Origin of the sequence: Bradyrhizobium sp. CCBAU 51765 (assembly GCF_015291725.1) — a bacterium.
Lineage (GTDB): Bacteria > Pseudomonadota > Alphaproteobacteria > Rhizobiales > Xanthobacteraceae > Bradyrhizobium > Bradyrhizobium liaoningense.
The window spans coordinates 7,411,958-7,432,277 of sequence record NZ_CP030038.1 but is presented as its reverse complement, the minus strand read 5'-3'; the positions used below and the strand labels follow the sequence as shown (position 1 = coordinate 7,432,277).

Sequence of the window (20,320 nt, the reverse complement as noted above, 5' to 3'; positions counted from 1 at the left end):
ATTTCATCGCGCGCGTCCGGCTGGCGGCGCGGCGATACCGGCAGGAGGGACTTTATGCGCATCACCGCAAAACGGTTGGCAACCACGAGCCTGGTCCTGGTGACCACGGCCCTCGCATCGTCGTCATGGGCGGCCAACGTGGACGCCAATTCGGCGACCGACACGGTCACCGTCTATCCCGACGGCGCCACCGTCACCCGCGTCATTTCGGTGGATCTCGCCTCCGGCGACTCGACGCTGGTCGCCAGGGATTTTCCCCTCTCGCTCGATCCGTCGTCGCTCCGGGTCGAAGGCGAGGCGGGCGCCAAGCTCACGATCGGCACGATTGACGCGCGGCCGCCGAAGGCCGCACCGCCGGTCAACCTGCCCGAGCTCGACAAGCGCATCGAAGCACTGCGAGATCAGCGGGCCGATCTGCAAGGTGCGATCGACTCGGCCGATGCCCGGCGCAAATTTGCGCAGCATTTCGCCGAAGCCTCCCCGGCCGGCCTCGGCGAGAAGGGCGAGGCGCGGCCGATCACCGAATGGCGCGCGGCTTTTGCGGCGGTTGCCGAGGAGATCGCGATCGCCGACACCGCGATTCGCGATGCCACGCGAAAACAGCGCGAGCTCGACCGTCAGATCGCGCAGCTCGAGGCCGAGCGCTCGGCCAAGCCGCCGAGCAAGCTGGAAGTGCGGATCGGCGTCGCCTCGGCGGCGGCGACCAAGGCGACATTGCGGGTGACCTACACCGTGCGCAATGCGCGCTGGATGCCGCTCTATGACGCCCGGCTCGACACCGGCGCGAAGGACCGCAAGCCTCAGCTCGAGCTCGTCCGCCGCGCCGAGGTCACGCAATCGACCGGCGAGGACTGGTCGAACGTGACGCTCGGCGTCTCCACGGTTCGCATCGGCCGCGGCGGCAGCGCGCCGGAGCTGAACTCGCTGATTGCGCAATATCCGCACGTGCCGAAGCCCCTTGCGCTCGGCAGCGCCTCGGACCTGGCGCGGCCCGCGCCAACCGTCCGCCAGCGTTCGGCGCAGTTCGAGCCCATGTCCAAGGTCGCAGAGGCGACCGAGCGCGCCGACGAGCAGCAGGCGGTTGCCGAGATCGGCGATTTCCAGGCCACCTTCAAGATTCCCGGCCGCGTCAGCCTCGGCGCCGCCGAGGGCGCCAAGAGCCTCCGTATCGCTTCGGTCAACGTGCCCGCCGAGCTCGCGGTGCGCGCGGCACCGGTGATGGACCCGACCGCGTTCCTCGAAGCCAGCTTCAAGCAGACGGACGACACGACGCTGCTGCCCGGCAAGGTCGCGATCTACCGTGACGGCGTCTTCGTCGGCCGCGGCAAGATCACCGCATCCGCCAAGGACGACATCGTGCGGCTCGGCTTCGGCGCCGACGACAAGGTGAGAATCGAGCGCGCGGTGCTCAAGCGCAACGAGGGCTCGGCCGGCTTGCTCGTGACGACGTCGAAGACCGATGAGCGCGCGTTCAAGACCACGATCCGCAACGGCCATGATTTCCCGATCAAGGTCGCGATCGAAGATCAGCTTCCGGTCAGCGAGAACGAGGACATCGTCGTCGAGATGCTGCCCTCGAGCACCCAGCCGACCGCGAGCAACATCCGCGACAGGCGCGGCGTGCTGGAATGGTCGTTCGACGCCAGGCCCGGCGAGTCCAAGGACATCAACTTCGCCTGGCGCATCCGCTGGCCCAAGGACAAGAGCATGGTGATCGTGCCGGCGGGGTAGATTGCTAGCCACGAACGAGTTGCGCTCCCTCTCCCGCTTGCGGGAGAGGGCTGGGGTGAGGGCTCTCTCCTCTAGGGGATTGTCCCGTTGTGGAGACACCCTCTCCCCACCCTTCCCCCGCAAGCGGGGGAGGGAGCGCACCGTCTTTGCAGAAACAGGATCGGCTAAATTCCAGTCTGTGCAGCCCGCATCGACTGCGGCAGCACATACGGCACGCCGTCAGCCTGATGCACCACCGCGTCGATCTCGAAAATATCCCGGATGATCTCGCGTGTGACGATCTCCGCGCGCGGTCCGTCGGCGGCGAGCCTGCCGCCATTCAGCACGATCAGCCGGTCGGCGAAGCGGATCGCGAGATTGAGATCGTGCAGGATCGCGATGACTGCCGTGCCATTGCCGGCGCGGCGGCGCGCCGCTTCGACGAGGTCGATCTGGTGGCGCAGATCGAGGCTCGAGGTCGGCTCGTCCAGCAGCAGAAGCCCGGGGCCGTGCTCGGCCTCGCCGCAGGCGAGCTGCACCAGCACGCGAGCGAAATGGGCGCGCTGCTGCTCGCCGCCTGACAGCGTCGGCAATTGCCGTTCGTGGAAATGCGCGAGGCCGACCTCGTCCAGCGCCGCATCGACGAGCGGTCCAGCCTCGCGCAGGCTGCGCTCGCCCGCGCCCATCAGCACGATCTCCTCGACCGTGAACGGGAAGGTGACATTGATGTGCTGGGACAGCATCGCGCGGCGCGCGGCAAGCTCGCGCGGCGTGAAGCTGCGGATGTCGCGCTGGTTCAGGCGCACCTCGCCTGCGCTGGGGCGAAGATCGCCGGAGAGCAGCCGCAGCAGCGTCGACTTGCCGGCGCCGTTCGGGCCGATGACGGCGACCATCTCGCCCGCCGCAACCGTCAGGCCGACGCCATCGAGCAGCGTCGCGCGGCCTGCGCGCTTGCTCAAGTGCCGTGCCTCGATCACCGCGTTCATAGCGAGCCGAGCCCGCGCTGCCGCAGCAGGATGAAGAGGAAGACGGGGGCGCCGACGGCAGCGGTCAGGATGCCGATCGGCATCTCGGCCGGCGCCACGATGGTGCGTGCCAGCGTGTCGGCGCCGACCATCAGGATCGCGCCTGATAGCACCGAGGCCGGCAGCAGCAGGCGATGCGCCGGGCCGATCACGAGGCGGAGCAGATGCGGCACGACGATGCCGACGAAGCCGATGACGCCGCTGATCGACACCGCGACGCCGGTCATGGCGGAGACCATGACGATCGAGATCCGCTTCAGGCGTTCGACGTCGACCCCGCCGTGGAAAGCGTCGGCCTCGCCGAGCACCAGCAGATCGAGGCCGCGCGCGATCAAGGCGCAGGCGGCCAGCCCGATGACGAGGACCGGCGCGAGCAGGGCGCTCTTGGTCCAGGTCGCGCCGCTCATCGAGCCGAGCATCCAGAACGTGATGTCGCGGAGCTGGCGGTCGTCGGCGATGAACACGAGCAGCCCGATGCCGGCATTGGCGATGGCGGTGATGGCGACGCCGGCGAGCAGGAAGATCGCTATCGAGGTCCGCCCCGAGCGGCTCGAGATGCCGTAGAGAATCGCGGTGGTCGCCAGCGATCCCGCGAAGGCCGCGAGCGGCAACAGCTCGGTCTGGAGAAAGCGCAGCGCCTCGCCGAAGCGTGAATCGGTGAAGACGATCGCGCTTGCGGCTGCGAGCGCGCCGCCACTGGAGACGCCGACCAGGGCGGGATCGGCGAGTGGATTGCGAAACAGCCCCTGCATGATCGCGCCGGCCGCGGCAAGCAGGCCGCCGACCATCGCGGCTGCCGCGATCCGTGGAATGCGGATCGACCACAGCACGAGCTGGTCGCGGGCCGCCATCGCAGTGCTTTCGCCGGCAAGGCCCAGCGCCGCAGGCAGGCGGGAGAGGGGGATGCCGGCGGCGCCGACGGTCAGCGCGACGATCGCCGTCACCGCGAGCACCGCGATCAGGACAGGAATCGCGAAGGATGCGGACCGCCGGCTGGCGCTTCGTCGCGGGCTCCGTGCGTCGATGCCGACCGCCACGCTCATTGCCGGCAGTTCGCCGCCGACAGCGCCGACGCGAACGCGCCGCCCTGGTCGGCCAACGCCGGATAGAGCTTGACGGACAGATCACGCGCGGCCGCCGCCGTTCGCGGCCCGAAGCCGAGCAGATAGAGCCCGTCCATGGTGATGAAGCTCTTGTTGGCCGCGACCGGCGTCAGCGCAAAACCGGGATGGGCATAGACCGCGTCGGCCTGGAGCGACTCCTTGCCGCGCTCGATCGACAGCACGAACTCGGGCCTGGCCGCCACGATCGCCTCGTCGCTGATGATCTTGTAGCCGTCGTAATCGTCCACCGCATTGGTCGCGCCCGCGAGCTGGATGATCTCGTCGGCCGCGGTCTTGCGGCCGGCCACCATCGCCCGCCCATTCTGGAGCGACATCACGAACATCACGCGCACCGGCTTCGTCACCTTGGCGCGCAGTGCGCGGAGCTGCGCAAGGTCGGCGCCGATGGCGGCGCTCAGACATTCGGCACGCGCATCGACACCCATGGCGTGGCCGACCAGTCTTATCTTCTCGATCAGGCCTTGCTCGGTGAAGGTCTCAGGCACCAGCACCAGCGGCACCTTCGCCGTCTCCAGGATGTCCATGGTCTCGCGCGGGCCCGAGCCCTGGATCGCCAGGATCAGGGTGGGGTTGAGGCCCAGCACGCCTTCAGCCGAGATCTGGCGCATGTAGCCGACATTGGGTTTGTCGTGCAGCGCAGCCGGCGGATAGAGGCTCGTGGTGTCGACGCCGACCAGGCGGCTCTCCAGCCCGAGCGCATAGAGGATCTCGGTGATGGCGCCGCCGATCGAGACGGTGCGCGCGAAGTCGGTGACGGCCACATCGCGGTTGCGCGCGTCATGCACGGTGATGCCGGCCGCGTGCGCGGCAGACGCGAGCGCGATCGTGCCGGAGAGCAGGAGATTGGCGACGGTGCGACAAAATGCCATTGCGTTTCACTTCGTCAGGATCAGCTTGTTCTGCGAGGTCAGGCGCAGGCGATAGCTGTCCTCGCCATGCGCGATGATGATCTCGCGCTCGGCCGCAAACAGCTCGCGGCTGTCGATCCGGCTCCCTCGCATGGTGAGGGTTCTCGTTGCGGCAGAAGGGCGTCCTGTCGGACCCGCCGCGCCGCCGCCGCTGTCTCCAGATGCTGCTGACATTGTCGTCGTGGTGCGCCTTCGAAATTTCAGATCTAGCTTGTCCTGTATAAGCGGCGCGAGGCGCATTCCAACGGCCCCAATTTACAATCGATATAAACTGCAATCAGGTGTCATTGACCGTCAGAGTGTTGCCACGTTACCAATTGTGGCAACGGGGTGACGTCCCCGCGGTTTGAGAAGATCAGCCAGCCAGTCGTTCGCGTTGCGAACGCGCGCCAGCCAAGAGACTTCAAAATTAAAGCGAAGTGCAGGCTGGGGCTGATATGGCTGACGGGGCTAGGTATTCGCGCGCCCTGATTTTGGGCGCGTCGGTGGTTTCAATTGCAGCATGGGTGACGGAGAGCAGTCTCGCGCAGACCGCATCGCCGCAAGCCGAAAGTGCCTCGTCGGAGCGGTCGAAGCAGGCAAAGCGCAAGCCGGCCAAGCCGCAGGCGGCGCAGCAGGCAACGCCCGACGTCATGAATGCGCACGCGCAAGCGGGCGGTACGGCGCCGGTGCAGACGCTCGATACCATCACGGTCGCGGCGACCAAGACCCCGGAGCGGGCGATCGATGCGCTCGCGCCCGTCAGCTCGATTTCGCTGGACAAGATTCAGGGACTCCAGCCGAACCGCCTGTCGGACATCTTCTACGCCATTCCCGGCGTGTCGTTTCAGGAGCGCGGCGACGATCCCGCGACCGTCATCAACATTCGCGGCTTGCAGGATTTCGGGCGCGTCGCGGTCGTCGTCGATGGCGCGCGGCAGAACTACCAGCGCACCGGCCACAACGCCAACGGCTCCTTCTTCCTCGATCCTGAATTGATCGGCGGGGTCGACGTCGTGCGCGGACCGACCGCCAACATCTACGGCTCCGGCGCGATCGGCGGCCTGGTCTCGTTCCGCACCAAGGACATCAACGACGTGCTGCGCCCCGGCGAGCGCTGGGGCGTCGACCTCTCGGGATCCTACGGCTCCAACAACAATCGCGGCCTCGGCTCGGTGTTCGGGGGCGTGCGTGCCACACCCGACGTCGATGTCTTCGGCGGCGCGGTCTACCGCACCCAAGGCAATTACAAGGACGGCAACGGCACCGAGATCGGCAACACCGGCAACCAGGTCGAGGCCGGGTTGATGAAGCTCACGGTGCGGCCGGCCCTCGGTCACGAGGTCAAGTTCGGCGCCGTCTTCCAGGACTATCAATACGATATCGGCCAGTTCAACCGCGGTCCGGTGGCAACGGCGGCTCAGCGCGCGCTCTATCAGGGCTCGTCGGTCTACGCTTCCGATGCGAAGAACTACACCGGGACCATCACCTGGAACTATTCGCTGCCGAGCGACAATCTGTTCGACTGGCACATGTCGATCTATGGCAATCGCGTCGACAACGACCAGACCAAGACCTATCACTATTCCACGTCCGGCGGCGCCTATTGCGGGACGGGCAATTTCGGCAACAACATTTCGGGCTGTGTCGGCGACAAGCGCGGCTATGTCCTCGATACCTACGGCATCGACGTCAACAACACCACGCGCTTCAACGTGGGCGACTGGCGCAACGCCGTCACCTGGGGCATCGACGCCTTCCAGGACGACGTGATCACGACCGACAGCCGCGGCAATTCCAACATCACGACGCCGAGCGGCATTCGCACCGTGTCGGGCGGTTTCCTTCAGCTGAAGCAGAACTACGGTACTTGGTTCGAGGCGGTGAGCGCGATCCGCTATGACCGCTACGACCTTGATTCCGGCAGGACCAGCGCCGGCGGCGACCGCTTCTCGCCGAAGATCACTCTTGGCGTCACGCCGGTTCCGGGCTTCCAGCCCTATGTCAGCTACGCCGAAGGCTATCGTGCGCCATCGATCACCGAGACGGTGATTTCCGGCGCACATGCGACGGGTGGCGGACCGGCCTTCTTCGTCTGCCCGAACGGCACGGTGGGACTGTTCTGCTTCCTGCCGAACCCGAGCCTCCGTCCAGAGGTCGGCAAGAACAAGGAAGTGGGCTTCAACCTGAAATACGACAACATCTTCAGCGCCAACGACTCCTTCCGCGGCAAGATCAATCTCTTCCGCAACGATGTCAGCGACTACATCGACCTCGTTGCCTCGACGCCGGTGCCGACCGGGTTCGGCTCGTTCAGTCAGTACTACCAGTATCAGAACATCGCCAATGCTCGCATCCAGGGCTTCGAGGCTGAGACGATGTACGATGCCGGCGACTGGTTCATCGGCGTCGCCGGGCACTACATCCAGGGCAAGAACGTCGCCACCAATATCGGGCTCGCAACCATCACCCCACGCAAGGTCGTCACGACCGGCGGTGTCCGCCTGCTCGATCGCACGCTGATCCTGTCGGCGCAGTGGGCCTCGTTCGGCGCCAACAACGACGTGCCCGCCGGCTATCTGCCCGCGACCGGCTACGAATTGGTCAACCTGTACCTGACCTACAACGCGACCAAGGACATCGTGTTCACGGCGTCGATCGACAATCTCTTGAACCAGTACTACCGGCCTTACGCCGTTCCCGGCAGCTCGACTGACGGCACCTCGCAGAACGACGTGCTGTGGTCGAGCCCCGGACCGGGCAGGGTCTACAAGGCCGGCATGAAGATCCACTTTGGAGGTGCGTAAGCCGACCGGCGCCGCAGTTCCACAACCTCCGCCGGGCCGCGCTGATGCTCCAGCGCGGCTTCGGTGCGTTTTCGTCTTGATAGCAAGGAGAGACCGTTATGTTCATCGCTATGAATCGCTTTCAGGTGAAGCCCGGCTCGGAAGCCGCGTTCGAAACCGTCTGGCGGACGCGCGAGTCCTATCTCGGCAGCATGGCGGGTTTCGTCGAATTCCATCTGCTCAAGGGGCCGGTCGCCGAGGACCACACGCTGTACTCCTCGCACACGGTGTGGATCGACAAGGCGGCCTTCGAGGCCTGGACGCGTTCGGAGGAATTCCGCCGCGCCCATGCGCGCGCCGACAACAAGACCGGCGAGAGCCTCTATCTCGGTCATCCCAGGTTCGAGGGGTTCGAGGTCATCATGACCGAGCGCAAGGCGAGCGCGGCGGCCTAGGTCGCGGCCGATCACGAAAGGGAGCCGGACATGCCGAGCACCGATCTCACCGATCTCAAGGCGTATATGGCCGACAATCCCGGTGCCGTGATCGAGGACGTTGCGCGCGAGCGCAAGGTCACCCCGCGCGCGGTGATCGAGGCGCTGCCGTCTCCCATGATGCGCATCGGGGGCGGCGGGCACTTTGCTGCCGTCATGCAGGACATTGCGGAATGGGGTGAGGTCACGCTGATCGTGCACACGGATGATGCGATCTTCGAGTTCACCGGCCCAATTCCCGCGGGCGAGATCGGCCGCGGCTATTTCAACCTGATGCAGCCGAAGGGACTGCACGGCCATCTCCGCCACGAGCGGTGCGCGGCCGTTGCCTTCGTCGAACGCCCCTTCATGGGCAAGACCTCCGCCTTCGTCGCCTTCGTCAACGCCGATGGCGGCATCATGTTCAAGGTGTTTGTCGGCCGGGACGAAACCCGGGCGCTTCGCGGAGACCAGTTGGCGCGGTTTCGGCAACTTGCGGAACGGATCGCGGCCGCCCCAGAGGCGTAGCTCGTTTCAACCTGACGGGAGATCGGGATGCAGCACAATTCCAGGCTTCGGCATGCAATCCTAGCCATCGCGCTGGCGCTCGCGCCGGCACCGGCCTTCGCGATCGACGAAGCCCTGTTGCCGCGCAATCTGTCGCCCTGGGGCATGTTCGTCGGCGCCGACATCATCGTGAAGACGGTGATGGTCGGGCTCGCCATCGCCTCGCTGGTGACGTGGACGGTGTGGCTCGCCAAGACCATCGAGCTGCGCCGCAAGGGCTCGCTCGCCCTGCGGCGGACGCGCGCCCTCGAGGGCAACATGACGCTGGCCGAGGCATCCGCAAGGGCCGGCGACGCGCGCGACGCGGTCGCCCAACTGATCCAGTCCTGCGCCAGGGAAGCGGAACTCTCCGGCGGCATCCTCGACGACGGCCTGCAGGAGCGGGTGGCGCTACGGCTGGAGCGGGTCGAGGCGGCGATGTCGCGGCAGATCGCGCGCGGCACCGGCGTGCTCGCGAGCATCGGCGCCACCGCGCCGTTCGTCGGCCTGTTCGGCACCGTCTGGGGCATCATGAATTCCTTCATCGGCATCTCCGAGAGCCACACCACCAGTCTTGCGGTCGTCGCGCCCGGCATTGCGGAAGCGTTGCTCGCGACCGCCCTCGGTCTCGTTGCCGCGATTCCGGCGGTCGTGATCTACAATCATCTCGTCCGCGGCATTGCCAATTACCGCGCCCTGCTCGGCGACGCCTCGGCGCAGCTCATGCTGCTGGTGAGCCGCCAGCGCGACCACGGCCATCTCCGCCTGGCGCGGGCTGCGGAGTAGGCCATGGCCACCAAGCTCGGCGCAGGTTCGCCATCGGCGCTCAAGCGCGGTGACCCCGGCGATCTCGACGTCACCCACGAGATCAATGTCACGCCGTTCATCGACGTGATGCTGGTGCTCCTGATCATCTTCATGGTGGCGGCTCCACTCGCCACCGTCGACATCGGCGTCGATCTGCCGGCCACCGCGGCCGAACCGGCGCCGCGGCCCGACAAGCCGGTCTTCGTCACCGTCAAGCCGGATCTTTCGATCGTGGTGGGTGAGGATATCGTGGGTCGCGACGCGCTCAGCGGCGCGCTCGATGCCGCCACCAAGGGCCGCAAGGACGAGCGCATTTATCTGCGCGCCGACAAGGCCGTTTCCTATGGCGACCTGATGGAGGTGATGAACACCTTGCGCAATGCCGGCTATCTCAAGGTCGCCCTCGTCGGCCTCGACGGACGCAGCTGATGGCCGCGAACGCCTTCGCCCTGCACGAGCCGCTCGGCGAGCGCGAGGGCGCACGCTGGGGTGTCTCGGCGGCCGTGATCGTGGCGTTGCACGTGGCTGCCGCGCTGCTTGCGGCGAACTGGCTCAAGTCGCAGCCCGAGCAGGGCGTCAGCCTGCCGGCGATCATGATCGACATGGCCCCGGTGACCTCGGCGCCGCAGCCGACGCAGGACGTCCTCGCCCCGGGGCCAGTCATGCAAGAGGCCGACGCCTCGCCGCCGGAACCCGTCCAGCAGCAGGCCGTCGAGGAAACCATCGCGCCGACACCGCCGCAGGAGCAGCCGGACGTGGTCGCGCCACCGGAGCAGAAGCTTGAGCCGACGCCGGCCAGGCCCGAGCCGGCGAAGATCGCGCCGGTCGAAAAGCCCGCTCCAGCGAAGCCGAAGGTGGTTCGCCGCGAGGCGAAGAAGCCGTCGGAAGCGACGCCCGCGCCGCGCACCAGTGCGCCGCCGCGCGCCGAGCGCGAGGCGCCGATGTCATCCGCCATGAGTGCGGGTGCGACGGCCTCCGCGATTGCATCCTACAATCAACGCGTCCGGGCGCATCTGATGCGTTTCCACCAATATCCGTCAGGTGGGGGCGGCCAGCGCGGCGTCGCGAGGCTGAGCTTCACCCTCAGCCGCAGCGGGCAAGTCACGTCCAGCCGCCTCGGCGGCTCGTCCGGCGTCGCGGCCTTCGATGCCCAGGCCATGGCGATGATCCGCCAGGCCTCGCCGTTCCCGCCGATGCCGGACGAGATCAAGACCGGTTCGATGAGTTTTACGATCCCGGTGGAGTTTACGGTGAGGTGAGGATGCTCGCTCGCAGCCATTCACGGTCTGACGTGTAAGGGGTGCGAGGGGTTGTCTCCGCGACCTCATTGAGAGGTGGGACTGAAGCTCTATCCCCGTCATTGCGAGCGTAGCGAAGCAATCCAGACTGTCTCCGCGGATAGGTTCTGGATTGCGTCGCTGCGCTCGCAATGACGGAGGATGAGGCCGCTGTCATTTCCAACCCTCTCCCCGCAAGTGGCAGGGCTATCGCATATGAGATGTGGCTATGGGCACCGTCTGTCTCCGCAGCGTCATGGCTGGGCTTGTCCCGGCCATCCACGCCTGTCCACGCAGCACAAAGAACGTGGATGCCCGGGACAAGCCCGGGCATGACGATCTCTGCAATATTCAAATGCGATTGCCCTGCCGCAAGTGGGGAGAGGAGACGAGAGAACTCGTCCTACTTCGCCTTCAGGAAATCCGCGACCTCGAGCAGCACGAACTCGTTGTCGTCGGCCTTGTTGGGATCGCGGCTGGAGGAGAACGGCAGGTTGTTGTCGTTGCCGACGATGATATGGGTGTCGTCGACGCGATCGACGTTCTCGATGGTGAAGAACGGGAAGGTGTAGACGCCGTCATTGAGCGGCTTGCGCGCCTTCTTGTCGGGATCCCTGATCTTCATCAGATCGATATAGCCAATCTTGCGCACGGGCTTGCCGACATTGGCGTCGGTGAGCTCGATCTTGTAGACGCGTTTGAACTTGGCGAGGTCAGGGAAGCAGTTCTCGCCGCGGGTGCCTTGCGGGCAGGCCTTGTCGGCGGTGCCTTCGCCGTTGTCGCGCTCGATGATGAGGCCGGAGGCCTGATCGATCATGTTGAAGTCGCCGATGGCGTTGCCGTTCTGCTCGAACACATACTGCCAATAGCGGCCGGTGAACTTCTCCGCGGCGACGTCGAATTCGAGGATGCGGGCGGCTTCCTTGCCGTCGACCTTCTCCCAGTCCTTCTTCTCGGCATCCCACAGCGGTCCTTCGAGCAGGCCATAGAGGAACTTGCCGTCTTTCGACGCGGCGAAGCCCTCATAGCCCTTGGAGCGGCGGAGATTGACGTTGGTGTAGGTCGCGCCCGGCGCACCCGGCGTCGCGACGGCCCAATTGTCCGGCGAGCGCACCGGCTTGCCGTCGGCGACCGTGTCGAACACGCCGAGGATCTTGCCCGACTTGTCGGCCTTCAGGATATAGGGGCCGAACTCGTCTCCGATCCAGAAGGTGTCGCCGACGATCTGGAAGCCTTCAGTGTCGAAATCGGAGCCGGTGAGATAGCGCTTCGGGCTATCCTCATGCACGATGCGGAAGGGCACCTTCTTGTCGGGATCGTGCAGGAAGATGGTTTCCTGTCGCTTGATCTTGCCGCTCGCCCAATCCATCTTGTAGCGGTTCAGGTACAGCATCGAGTCCGGTGAGTTGGCGCGCGCGCCCATGCCGTTGTCGGTGATGACCCAGAAGCTGCCGTCGGGCATGGTCTTGATGCCCGAATGCCCCTGGAGCGGCTGGCCCTTGAACGGCAGCGACACGCCGGTCGGTCGCTCGTAGGACTTGCCCATGACGGTGCCAAGCGCGTCGACCCGCTTGCCGGTGGTATATTTGCCTGCGGTCTTGAGATCGGCGGGTGCGTCAGCCGGCGCGTCGATGAACGAGCTGGCCGGCATCACCACGTGGCCGGCGAGCTTGGCGGGGAATTCGCCTTCGCTCTGCGCCAGCGCAGAACTGGCGGTGAGAATGATCGTTGCGACGGTGCTGAGAAGGGTCGCGCGCATGTGCGTCTCCTGTTGGTGGACGCATGCCTTATGCGGACGGCACATTGCAGTTTTGTGAAGCCGGGCCAAAGGCCGCAGGGCCGGCTATTGTTTGGCGGCGAGGAGATCGGAATCGGGTTCGGTGACGCGTGATCCGATCTCGTTGCGCCTCAGACAATCTTGCGAGCGAGGAAATCGCGGACATGCCGTCGGTGTACTGGAATTTGGTCGTCTCCAGGGTCAGCAGCTTCATCAGTGCCTGGCGGCTGCTGTCTGACCCGTCGGCCCAGTATTTCTTGATCGGATTCCAGAACTCCTTCAGTCCTTCGTCGTAGGCGTTGCGGTGGAGCGTTCTACACGCCCTCGTAGACCAGCCTCGTGAAGTAGCCGGGATCGACGAGGAACTGGCCGAACTTTGCGTCGAACGCGGCAGTAGGTTTGGCGGCAACCGCTTCGTCCCGCGTCCGTCCCTGCTTCTTGAGATTGCCGACGTTGTCCCTGATCGCGACCAGCATGTCGCGGAATCCCTGGAGCTCGGCCTTGTTGCTGACCGGCTTGCCGTGACCGGGGATGATGATGGTATCGCTCTTGGCGACCGCCAGATTGGCGTCGGACGCCGCGATCATGCCGTCAATGCTGCCGCCGGTGGAATAGTCGATGAACGGATAGATGCCGTTCCAAAAGGTGTCGCCCGCGTGCAGGACGTTGGCCTCGCCAAACATGACCGAGACGTCGCTGTCGGTATGTGCCGGCCCGTAATATTTCAGCGCGATCGACGCGCCGTTGAGCTTGAGCTGACGCTCCTTGTCAAAAACCTCGGCCGGGAGCGCGCTGGCGGGCGAGGCGAGGAAGTTGTAGTCCCAATCCTCGACCCGTTGAACGACGGACAGGTGCTTGCGGGTATTTTCGTGTGCGATGATCTTCGCGCCGGCCGCGTGCAGCCATTCATTGCCGTCGGCATGGTCGAAGTGCCAATGCGTGTTGATCAGATGCGCAACCGGCTCGCCGCCGAGCTCGGCGAGGGCCTTGCTGAGTTGAGGGCGCGAGACGCCGATGCCGGCGTCGACCAGCAGCTTTCCGTCCGGGCCCGTCAGCACCGCGATATTGCCGCCGGACCCTTCGAGCACGCTGATGTTGTTGCGCAGCTTGTAGGTCGTGATCGGGGATGTCGCAGCACTGTCCTTGATCAGGCTGACGATACCGCGGGCCTCGGCATATGCCTGCCTCGGCGTAAGCCAGCCTGTCGTGGCCGCGAAAGCACCGCCGACGCAGCACAGGCAAAAGCCTCGTCGGGACATTGAGGGGAGCTCTGGCGATCCCATGAAATCCTCGCTTTCCGGAGCGAGTATCGATAACGCCAACGCTCCCCCGCCGCCGGTCCAGCAGGTAGCATCGGAGCAGGCATGCGATCTATCACGATAGCACGATCGTTCGTGCGAGGCGGCCAGCTATTCCTTCACCGCGCCGGTCAGCGACGAGACGTAGTAATCCACGAACAGCGAGTAGAAGATCGCGACCGGCAGCGAGCCGAGCAGCGACCCCGCCATCAGCGCGCCCCACTGATAGACGTCGCCGGTGACGAGCTCGGTCAGGATCGCGACCGGCACCGTCTTGTTGGCGCCGCTCTGGATGAAGGCGAGTGCGTAGATGAACTCGTTCCAGGACAGCGTGAAGGAGAAGATGCCGGCCGAGATCAGGCCGGGCACCGCGAGCGGCAGCGTGATCCGTCGCAGGATCTGGAGCCGTGTCGCACCGTCCACGAGCGCGCATTCCTCGAGCTCGTAGGGGATCGACTTGAAATAGCCGATCAGGAGCCAGGTGCAGAACGGCACCAGGAAGGTCGGATAGACCAGGATCAGGGCAAGCGGCGAGTCGAACAGGCCGAACTGCACCACGACGGTGGCGAGCGGAATGAACAGGATCGACGGCGGCACCAGATAGGCGAGATAGATGCCGAGGCCGACATAGGGACTGCCGCGGAAGCGCAGCCGTTCGATGGCGTAGGCGGCCAGCGTGCTTGCGATCAGCGACAGCGTGGTCGAGCCGACCGCGACCAGCATCGTCGTCGTCAGCCAGCGCGGATAGGCGGTGTTGAACAGCAGGTGCTTGATGTGGGCGAGCGTCGGCGAGGAGATCCAGAACGGGTTGTTGTCCTTGTAGTTCATCAACTCCGCGTTCGGCTTGAACGAGGTGATCGCCATCCAGTAGAACGGAAACAGGAGGATCAGCACGAAGCAGCCGAGCGGCAGGTAGATCATCATCAGCCGCCGCAGCCCGGAATCCCAGGCCATGGTGTCGGGCGCGGCTTTGGCGTCCGCGGTCGGTTGCGCGACGGTGTCAGTCATTGGCCTCTCCCTGCTGCCATTTGCGGCGCGCCAGGCCGAAATAGGAGAACAGCGTCGCGAACACCAGGAACGGGATCATCGAAACCGCGATCGCCGCGCCTTCGCCGAGCTCGCCGCCGGCGATGCCGCGCTGGAAAGCCAGCGTCGCCAGCAGATGCGTCGAGTTCACCGGGCCGCCGCGGGTGATGGCGTAGACCAGCTGGAAGTCAGTGAAGGTGAAGATGATCGAGAAGGTCATGACGATGGCGAGGATCGGCATCATCATCGGGAAGGTGATGTAGCGGAAGCGCTGCCAGGCGCTGGCACCGTCGAGCATCGCGGCCTCGTAGAGCGAGGGCGAGATGGTCTGCAGGCCCGCCAGCAGCGAGATCGCGACGAAGGGAATGCCGCGCCAGATGTTGGCGGCGATCAGCGAGAAGCGCGCCGGCCAGGGCGAGCCGAGGAAGTCGATATTGCTCGACCGCCAGTGCAGCACGTCGACCAAAAGGTAGGAAATGATCGAGAACTGCGGATCGTAGATCCACCAGAATGCCAGCGCCGAGAGCACCGTCGGCACGATCCACGGCAGCAGGATGATCGCACGCAAGAGGCTCTTGAACGGAAAATGATTGTTGAGCAGGAGCGCCAGCCAGAAGCCGAGCGCGAACTTCCCGAAGGTCGCGACTCCCGTATAGACCACGCTGTAGAATACTGCGTTCCACCACAAGGGATCGGTGAGCAGATACTGGAAGTTTTCCAGGCCGACATAGGTGCCGCGCCGGCCGATCGTGGTGTCGGTGAAGGCGAGCCAGATGCCGAGTCCGAGCGGATAGGTCAGGAACACGGTGAGCAGCCCGATCGCGGGCGCGAGGCACATCACGATCAGGAACGGCTTGTAGTCGAATAGGCGGACCAGCCAGGAGGGTTGCCGGGCTATTGCGCCGTGGGTTGAAAGTGCGGTTACGGACATCGGACCTTTGTCTTTTCGGGGCTCCAAGGTCATTCCGGGGCGATGCGCAGAATCGAACCCGGAATCTCGAGATTTCCCGGTGCGCATTTGCGCACCTGAGGTCTGGTGGTTGCGCACCATCCCGGAATGACGGCTTGTCATTGCTCCTCGCAATGACAGCCGCGTTATCGGGCGTTACTTCGCCGCTTGCCGCCGGAAGTACCGCTTGCAGCGCTGCTCGGCCTCTGCTGCGGCGGCCTCCGGAGTGGCAGCGCCGGTTGCGACGGACGCGAACATCTGGATCAGCACGTAGTCGGCGCTGACGGCACCCGTCGCCGTCGAGATCGGGCCCTTGTAGCCGTCATAATAAGTGCTGTTCATGGTGTCCTTGAACAGCTTCACCTTGGGATCCTGCGACCACACGGCGGCTTCGGCATAGGCGGCCAGCGGCTGGGACCAGTAGCCGGAGTTGGCATTGAGCCACGGCTCGTACTGGTCCTTTTCCAGCATGTATTGCAGAAAAGCCTTGGCGGCGTTGGGGTACTGGCTGTGCTTGAACACCATGGCATTCAGGGTCAGGCCCGCCATGGGCGAGATCTTCGCAACACCCTTAGGCAGCAGCTGATGCTCGCTGTCCTCGGCAATCGCCTTGGTCGCCGGGTCGTTCTTCAGCGAGAAGTACAGCGAGACGCCGTTCGCGGTCAGCGAGATCTCCTGCGAGGAGTAGGCGCGGTTGTTGCTGACGTCGTTCCACGACGGCGTGCCGGCGATGAAGGTCGGGTACAGCTGCTTGACCCAGTTCAGCGCGGCGATCGTCTCCTTGCTATTGATGACGACGTTGCCTTCCTCGTCGAGCAGGGAGCCGTTGTGCGACCATAGCGCCCAGTTGGCGAAGCCGTTGCCGTCGCCCTTGGCGTTGCCGAGCGCGAAGCCGGCCGGCTTGCCGGCCTTGTGCAGCTTCTGGCACAGGTCGAGAATCCCGGCATGGTCCTCCGGCACCTTGTCGAAGCCGACCGATTGCAGGATCGACTTGCGGTAGATCAGGGGGCCCGCTGTGGCACCGAACGGTAGTCCGATCCAGGCGTCGCTCTTGTTCTTCTTGCCGTAGCGCTGCGCCAGCGGCAGCCAGCCGCCATACTTCTTGCCGACATAGTCGGCGACGTCGGTCAGCTCGATCAGCTTGTCGATGTAGATGTGCGGCGCATCCGAGAAGCCGATGATGATGTCGGGACCGGCCCCGGAATTGGCGGTCACGGCGGTCTGCTGGTTGATGTCTTCCCAGCCGACGAAGTCGACCTTGATCTCGACTCCGGTCTCCTTGGTGAACTTCGCCGCGTTGGCGCGGAACACGTCCTCGTCGGCCTGGACGAAGCGCACCGGGCGCAGCATGCGCAAGGATGCGCCCTTTTCGATGTCGCGCTTGGGTGCCGGCACGTCGGCGGCCTTGATCGTCGACGATTGTGTTTGCGCTGCAGCACCGGTGGCCGCGAGCGTTGCAGCGGACAGGCCCAGCGCCAAGGCGTCACGACGTGTGATGTCGTTCCTCATCGGTTCCTCCCTATGATGTCTCCCTTCCCGGCGTTGATCGCCGGTGAAGGGCCGTTTCGGTCGTCGGCGCGTTCTACGCCGGCCGCCTAGCTGTTCGGTCCGCGGTCCATGCTGACGGGCTGCCAGCGGCGGAGCGCGGTGTTCTGCAGCACCGACGGATTGACGCAGCTTACCGGCCACATGCCCTGGAGCACCAGTGACAATTCGTAGCCCACGCGGCGCTTGCGCGCCTCGTCGAACCGTGCCGAGGCCGAGGCCACATGGGCGGTCAGGGTCACATTCTCCATGCCGAGCAGCGGATTGTTGTGCGAGGGCGGTTCCTTCTCCAGAACGTCGAGGGCGGCGTGCGCGATCCAGCCCTCTTGCAACGCCTTGATCAGGCTCTCCTCGTCCACGGTGGCGCCGCGACCGGTGTTGATGAAGATCGAGCCCTTCTTCATCTGCCGGAAGTGCTTCTCCGTCAGCATGTGATGCACCTCGGGGCGGGCCGGGGCATGCATCGACACGAAGTCGGATTGCGACAGCACCTCGTTCAGCGTCGCCGGGATCACGCCGTGGTCGTACATCAGGGTTTCCTGGATGAACGGATCATAGGCCATCATGCGCAGGCCGAACGGCGCCGCGCGCTTCGCAACTGCACGTGCGACGCGGCCGAACGAGATGAAGCCGAGCGTCTGGCCCATCAGCCTCGGGACCTTGAGCAGTGCCGGGCGGCCCTCGGCCCAGCGGCCGCTCCGCACCATCCTGTCCTGCTCGACCAGGCGACGGAAGCCCGCGAGCAGCAGCATCATGGCGTGGTCGGCAACCTCCTCGATGAAGGTGTCGGGGATGTTGGTGACGGGAATGCCGCGCGCGGTGGCGGCCTTGACATCGACACTGTCGACGCCGACCGAACCGAGCGTGATGACCTTGCAGCTCTCGAGCGCGTCGATGATCGACTTGGTGATCGGGATGCCCTTGGCGTAGATGGCGTCGGCATTCTTCGCGGCGGCGATGAACCCGGCCTCGTCGGCGGGCGCCTCGACGATCTCGGCATCGATCGGATCGAGCGCCTCGCGCTCATAGGAGTAATCGCTGCCCGCGACGGTGAAGCTCGCACCCTTCGGCGTCACCACCCTGTATTTCGGCATTTTCCGCTCCCGATTTGGTTTGTCGGTTCTTGTTGTGACCCGCCTCCGGGGACAGGCCTGTGCGTCTTTTACGCGAAATCGATGCCGTCGCGTACAATTCACGGTTGCCGGAGGAGATAAATCTGCCGCTTCCGGCGACTGCGTCCGGGTTTCTACGGAGGCACGTAAGTAAGTTGCTAAGGGCTCCCGCACTAAAAGTTGATTCGATTTTAGTCGTTCTCGTCGCGCGCCCGTATCCCATCATTGCCGGAGCAACCCGTGAAATTGAGCAATCTGAAGATCGCCCCGAAGCTCGGCATTCTCGTCGGCGTCACGCTGTTGGGTCTCTGCATCTCCGGCGTCCTCGCCGGCTACCTGATGAAGCAGGAGATGGTGAGCGCGCGCATCGACCAGGCCAAGGCGATCGTGGAGATGGCGCGCAACTACGCTGCCGCGCTCAAGAAGCGCGTCGACGCCGGCGAGATGACGAAGGACGCGGCGATGGCCGAGCTTCGCCGCTACGGCAACGCGATGACCTATGACAACGGCGCCGGTTACCTGTTCGGCACCTCATACGACGGCATCACCCAGCTCGCGCCCGATCCGAAGGTGATCGGCGCGAACCGCATGGACGTCATGACCAACGGCCGCAAGCTGTCGGTCGAGCTGATGGACGGCGTCAAGGCCAACGGGTCGATCCTGCTGCATTATGAATATGTGAAGCCCGGTCAGGAGAAGCCGATCCGCAAGATCGGTTACGCGGTCGCGGTGCCCGGCCTCGACATGTATCTCGGCACCGGCGCCTATCTCGACGACATCGATGCCAAGATGGGGCCGGTCTACTGGATGCTCGGCATTGCAATGCTCGGCATCGTCATCGTTGCCGGCGGCGTCGCCTGGCTGATCGGTCGCGGCATCAGCCGCCCGCTGGCGCTGCTCGGCGCCCGCATGAAGGACCTCGCCGACGGCAAGCTCGAGGGCGATATTCCGGGCGTCGGCCGCGGCGACGAGGTCGGCGCGATGGCTTCGACCGTGCAGATCTTCAAGGACAATGCGGTTCGCATCCGCGAGATCGAGCAAGCCGAGGCCGATGCCAAGGACCGTGCCGCGGCGGAACGTCGCAGCGCTATGGAGGACATCGCCAACGACTTCGAACGCAGCGTCAACGGCATCGTCCGCTCGGTCTCCTCGGCCGCCGCCGGCATGCAGACGACGGCGCAGTCGATGACTGCAACCGCCAGCGACGCCTCCTCGCGTGCCGCGACGGTCGGCGCTGCCTCGCAAAAGGCCTCCGGCAATGTCGGCACGGTCGCGGCGGCCGCCGAAGAGCTGTCGAGCTCGGTTGCGGAAATCTCCCGCCAGGTCACCCGCTCGACCGAGGTCGCGAGCCGCGCCGTCAGCGACGCCGAGCGCACCAACGCCACCGTGCAGGTGCTCTCGACCGGCGCCGAGAAGATCGGCGAAGTGGTCAAGCTGATCCATTCGATCGCCGCGCAGACCAACCTGCTCGCGCTCAATGCCACCATCGAGGCGGCACGTGCCGGTGAATCCGGCCGCGGCTTCGCGGTCGTCGCCTCCGAGGTCAAGGCGCTCGCCAACCAGACGGCCAAGGCGACCGAGGAGATCTCCGCGCAGGTCGCGGCGATGCAGACCTCGACCAGCGACGCGGTCACGGCCATCTCCGGCATCACCCAGACCATCGCCGAGATGAGCGAGATCACCGCGGGCATTTCCGCGTCGATCGAGCAGCAGGGCGAGGCGACCCGCGAAATCGCCCGCAACATCCAGTCGGTCGCGGCCGGCTCGAGCGAAATCAACGCCCATATCGGCAGCGTCACCTCGGCCGCGGAAGCGACCGGCAGCGCAGCCACCGACGTGCTCTCCAACGCCCGCGAGCTGGACAACCAGTCCGGCGCATTGCGCAGCGCCGTCGATGGCTTCCTCGCCAAGGTGCGCGCGGCGTAGATTCCTGCACTGAATTCGTAGGGTGGGCAAAGACGCGAAAGCGTCGTGCCCA

At 65.2% G+C, this 20,320-nt stretch carries 18 protein-coding genes and 1 pseudogene; 8 read left to right on the top strand and 11 right to left on the bottom strand.

Annotation, left to right across the window (positions count from 1 at the left end; genetic code table 11):
* Positions 1-54 precede the first annotated feature (54 nt).
* Positions 55-1,731, top strand: a complete 1,677-nt coding sequence (locus XH96_RS34425) for a mucoidy inhibitor MuiA family protein (RefSeq protein WP_194389783.1) — start codon at positions 55-57, stop codon at positions 1,729-1,731.
* Positions 1,732-1,895: 164 nt separating this feature from the next.
* Here XH96_RS34425 and XH96_RS34420 read toward each other — a convergent pair whose 3' ends face one another.
* From XH96_RS34420 to XH96_RS39590, 4 genes are read right to left on the bottom strand one after another with little or no spacing between them, the layout of a single operon-like run.
* Positions 1,896-2,696, bottom strand: coding sequence for a heme ABC transporter ATP-binding protein (locus XH96_RS34420; RefSeq protein WP_194389782.1), 801 nt, complete (start codon positions 2,694-2,696; stop codon positions 1,896-1,898).
* Positions 2,693-3,778, bottom strand: a complete 1,086-nt coding sequence (locus XH96_RS34415) for an iron ABC transporter permease (RefSeq protein WP_194389781.1) — start codon at positions 3,776-3,778, stop codon at positions 2,693-2,695. The genes XH96_RS34420 and XH96_RS34415 overlap by 4 nt, the downstream gene beginning before the upstream one ends.
* On the bottom strand, positions 3,775-4,728 hold the full coding sequence (locus tag XH96_RS34410; RefSeq protein WP_194389780.1) for a hemin ABC transporter substrate-binding protein: 954 nt from the start codon (positions 4,726-4,728) through the stop codon (positions 3,775-3,777). The genes XH96_RS34415 and XH96_RS34410 overlap by 4 nt, the downstream gene beginning before the upstream one ends.
* Before the next feature lie 6 nt (positions 4,729-4,734).
* Complete coding sequence (locus XH96_RS39590) at positions 4,735-4,941, bottom strand: hemin uptake protein HemP (protein WP_246789877.1); 207 nt, start codon at positions 4,939-4,941, stop codon at positions 4,735-4,737.
* 263 nt (positions 4,942-5,204) lie between these two features.
* On the opposite strand from XH96_RS39590, the gene XH96_RS34400 reads away from it, so the two are divergent.
* The 6 genes from XH96_RS34400 to XH96_RS34375 all read left to right on the top strand — a co-directional run bounded on the left by XH96_RS34400 (position 5,205) and on the right by XH96_RS34375 (position 10,617).
* A complete protein-coding gene (locus XH96_RS34400; protein ID WP_194389779.1) occupies positions 5,205-7,553 on the top strand; it encodes a TonB-dependent hemoglobin/transferrin/lactoferrin family receptor in 2,349 nt (782 codons plus the stop codon).
* 98 nt (positions 7,554-7,651) lie between these two features.
* The gene (locus XH96_RS34395) at positions 7,652-7,987 is read left to right on the top strand and encodes an antibiotic biosynthesis monooxygenase (protein WP_194389778.1); all 336 of its coding nucleotides are present in this window, start codon (positions 7,652-7,654) and stop codon (positions 7,985-7,987) included.
* 30 nt (positions 7,988-8,017) lie between these two features.
* Positions 8,018-8,533 (top strand): heme utilization cystosolic carrier protein HutX, encoded by a 516-nt coding sequence (gene hutX / locus XH96_RS34390; RefSeq protein ID WP_194389777.1) that lies wholly within the window; start codon positions 8,018-8,020, stop codon positions 8,531-8,533.
* 27 nt (positions 8,534-8,560) lie between these two features.
* Positions 8,561-9,337 carry a tonB-system energizer ExbB gene (gene exbB, locus XH96_RS34385; protein ID WP_194389776.1) on the top strand — a complete coding sequence of 259 codons (777 nt, stop codon included), beginning with the start codon at positions 8,561-8,563 and terminating at the stop codon, positions 9,335-9,337.
* A gap of 3 nt (positions 9,338-9,340) precedes the next feature.
* Entirely contained in the window at positions 9,341-9,787 is a 447-nt protein-coding gene (gene exbD, locus XH96_RS34380; protein ID WP_194389775.1) for a TonB system transport protein ExbD, read from the top strand.
* Positions 9,787-10,617: an energy transducer TonB gene (locus XH96_RS34375; protein WP_194389774.1), complete on the top strand. Its 831-nt coding sequence runs from the start codon at positions 9,787-9,789 to the stop codon at positions 10,615-10,617. Before exbD ends, XH96_RS34375 begins: the two co-directional genes overlap by 1 nt.
* A gap of 421 nt (positions 10,618-11,038) precedes the next feature.
* On the opposite strand, the gene XH96_RS34370 is transcribed toward XH96_RS34375, so the two are convergent.
* From XH96_RS34370 to XH96_RS34345, 7 genes and pseudogenes are all read right to left on the bottom strand, one after another.
* Positions 11,039-12,394, bottom strand: coding sequence for an esterase-like activity of phytase family protein (locus tag XH96_RS34370; protein ID WP_194389773.1), 1,356 nt, complete (start codon positions 12,392-12,394; stop codon positions 11,039-11,041).
* Between the two features lie 160 nt (positions 12,395-12,554).
* Positions 12,555-12,713: pseudogene (locus tag XH96_RS39585) on the bottom strand (alpha/beta hydrolase); the annotation flags it as partial.
* Positions 12,714-12,726: 13 nt separating this feature from the next.
* Positions 12,727-13,695 (bottom strand): MBL fold metallo-hydrolase, encoded by a 969-nt coding sequence (locus tag XH96_RS34365; RefSeq protein ID WP_194389772.1) that lies wholly within the window; start codon positions 13,693-13,695, stop codon positions 12,727-12,729.
* Between the two features lie 126 nt (positions 13,696-13,821).
* Entirely contained in the window at positions 13,822-14,718 is an 897-nt protein-coding gene (locus XH96_RS34360; protein ID WP_061880788.1) for a carbohydrate ABC transporter permease, read from the bottom strand.
* Positions 14,711-15,667 (bottom strand): carbohydrate ABC transporter permease, encoded by a 957-nt coding sequence (locus tag XH96_RS34355; protein WP_194389771.1) that lies wholly within the window; start codon positions 15,665-15,667, stop codon positions 14,711-14,713. Before XH96_RS34355 ends, XH96_RS34360 begins: the two co-directional genes overlap by 8 nt.
* A gap of 174 nt (positions 15,668-15,841) precedes the next feature.
* A complete protein-coding gene (locus XH96_RS34350) occupies positions 15,842-17,194 on the bottom strand; it encodes an ABC transporter substrate-binding protein (RefSeq protein ID WP_194389770.1) in 1,353 nt (450 codons plus the stop codon).
* Positions 17,195-17,280: 86 nt separating this feature from the next.
* Positions 17,281-18,324, bottom strand: a complete 1,044-nt coding sequence (locus tag XH96_RS34345; protein WP_194389769.1) for a C-terminal binding protein — start codon at positions 18,322-18,324, stop codon at positions 17,281-17,283.
* Between the two features lie 258 nt (positions 18,325-18,582).
* On the opposite strand from XH96_RS34345, the gene XH96_RS34340 reads away from it, so the two are divergent.
* On the top strand, positions 18,583-20,268 hold the full coding sequence (locus tag XH96_RS34340; RefSeq protein ID WP_194389768.1) for a methyl-accepting chemotaxis protein: 1,686 nt from the start codon (positions 18,583-18,585) through the stop codon (positions 20,266-20,268).
* Positions 20,269-20,320 lie beyond the last annotated feature (52 nt).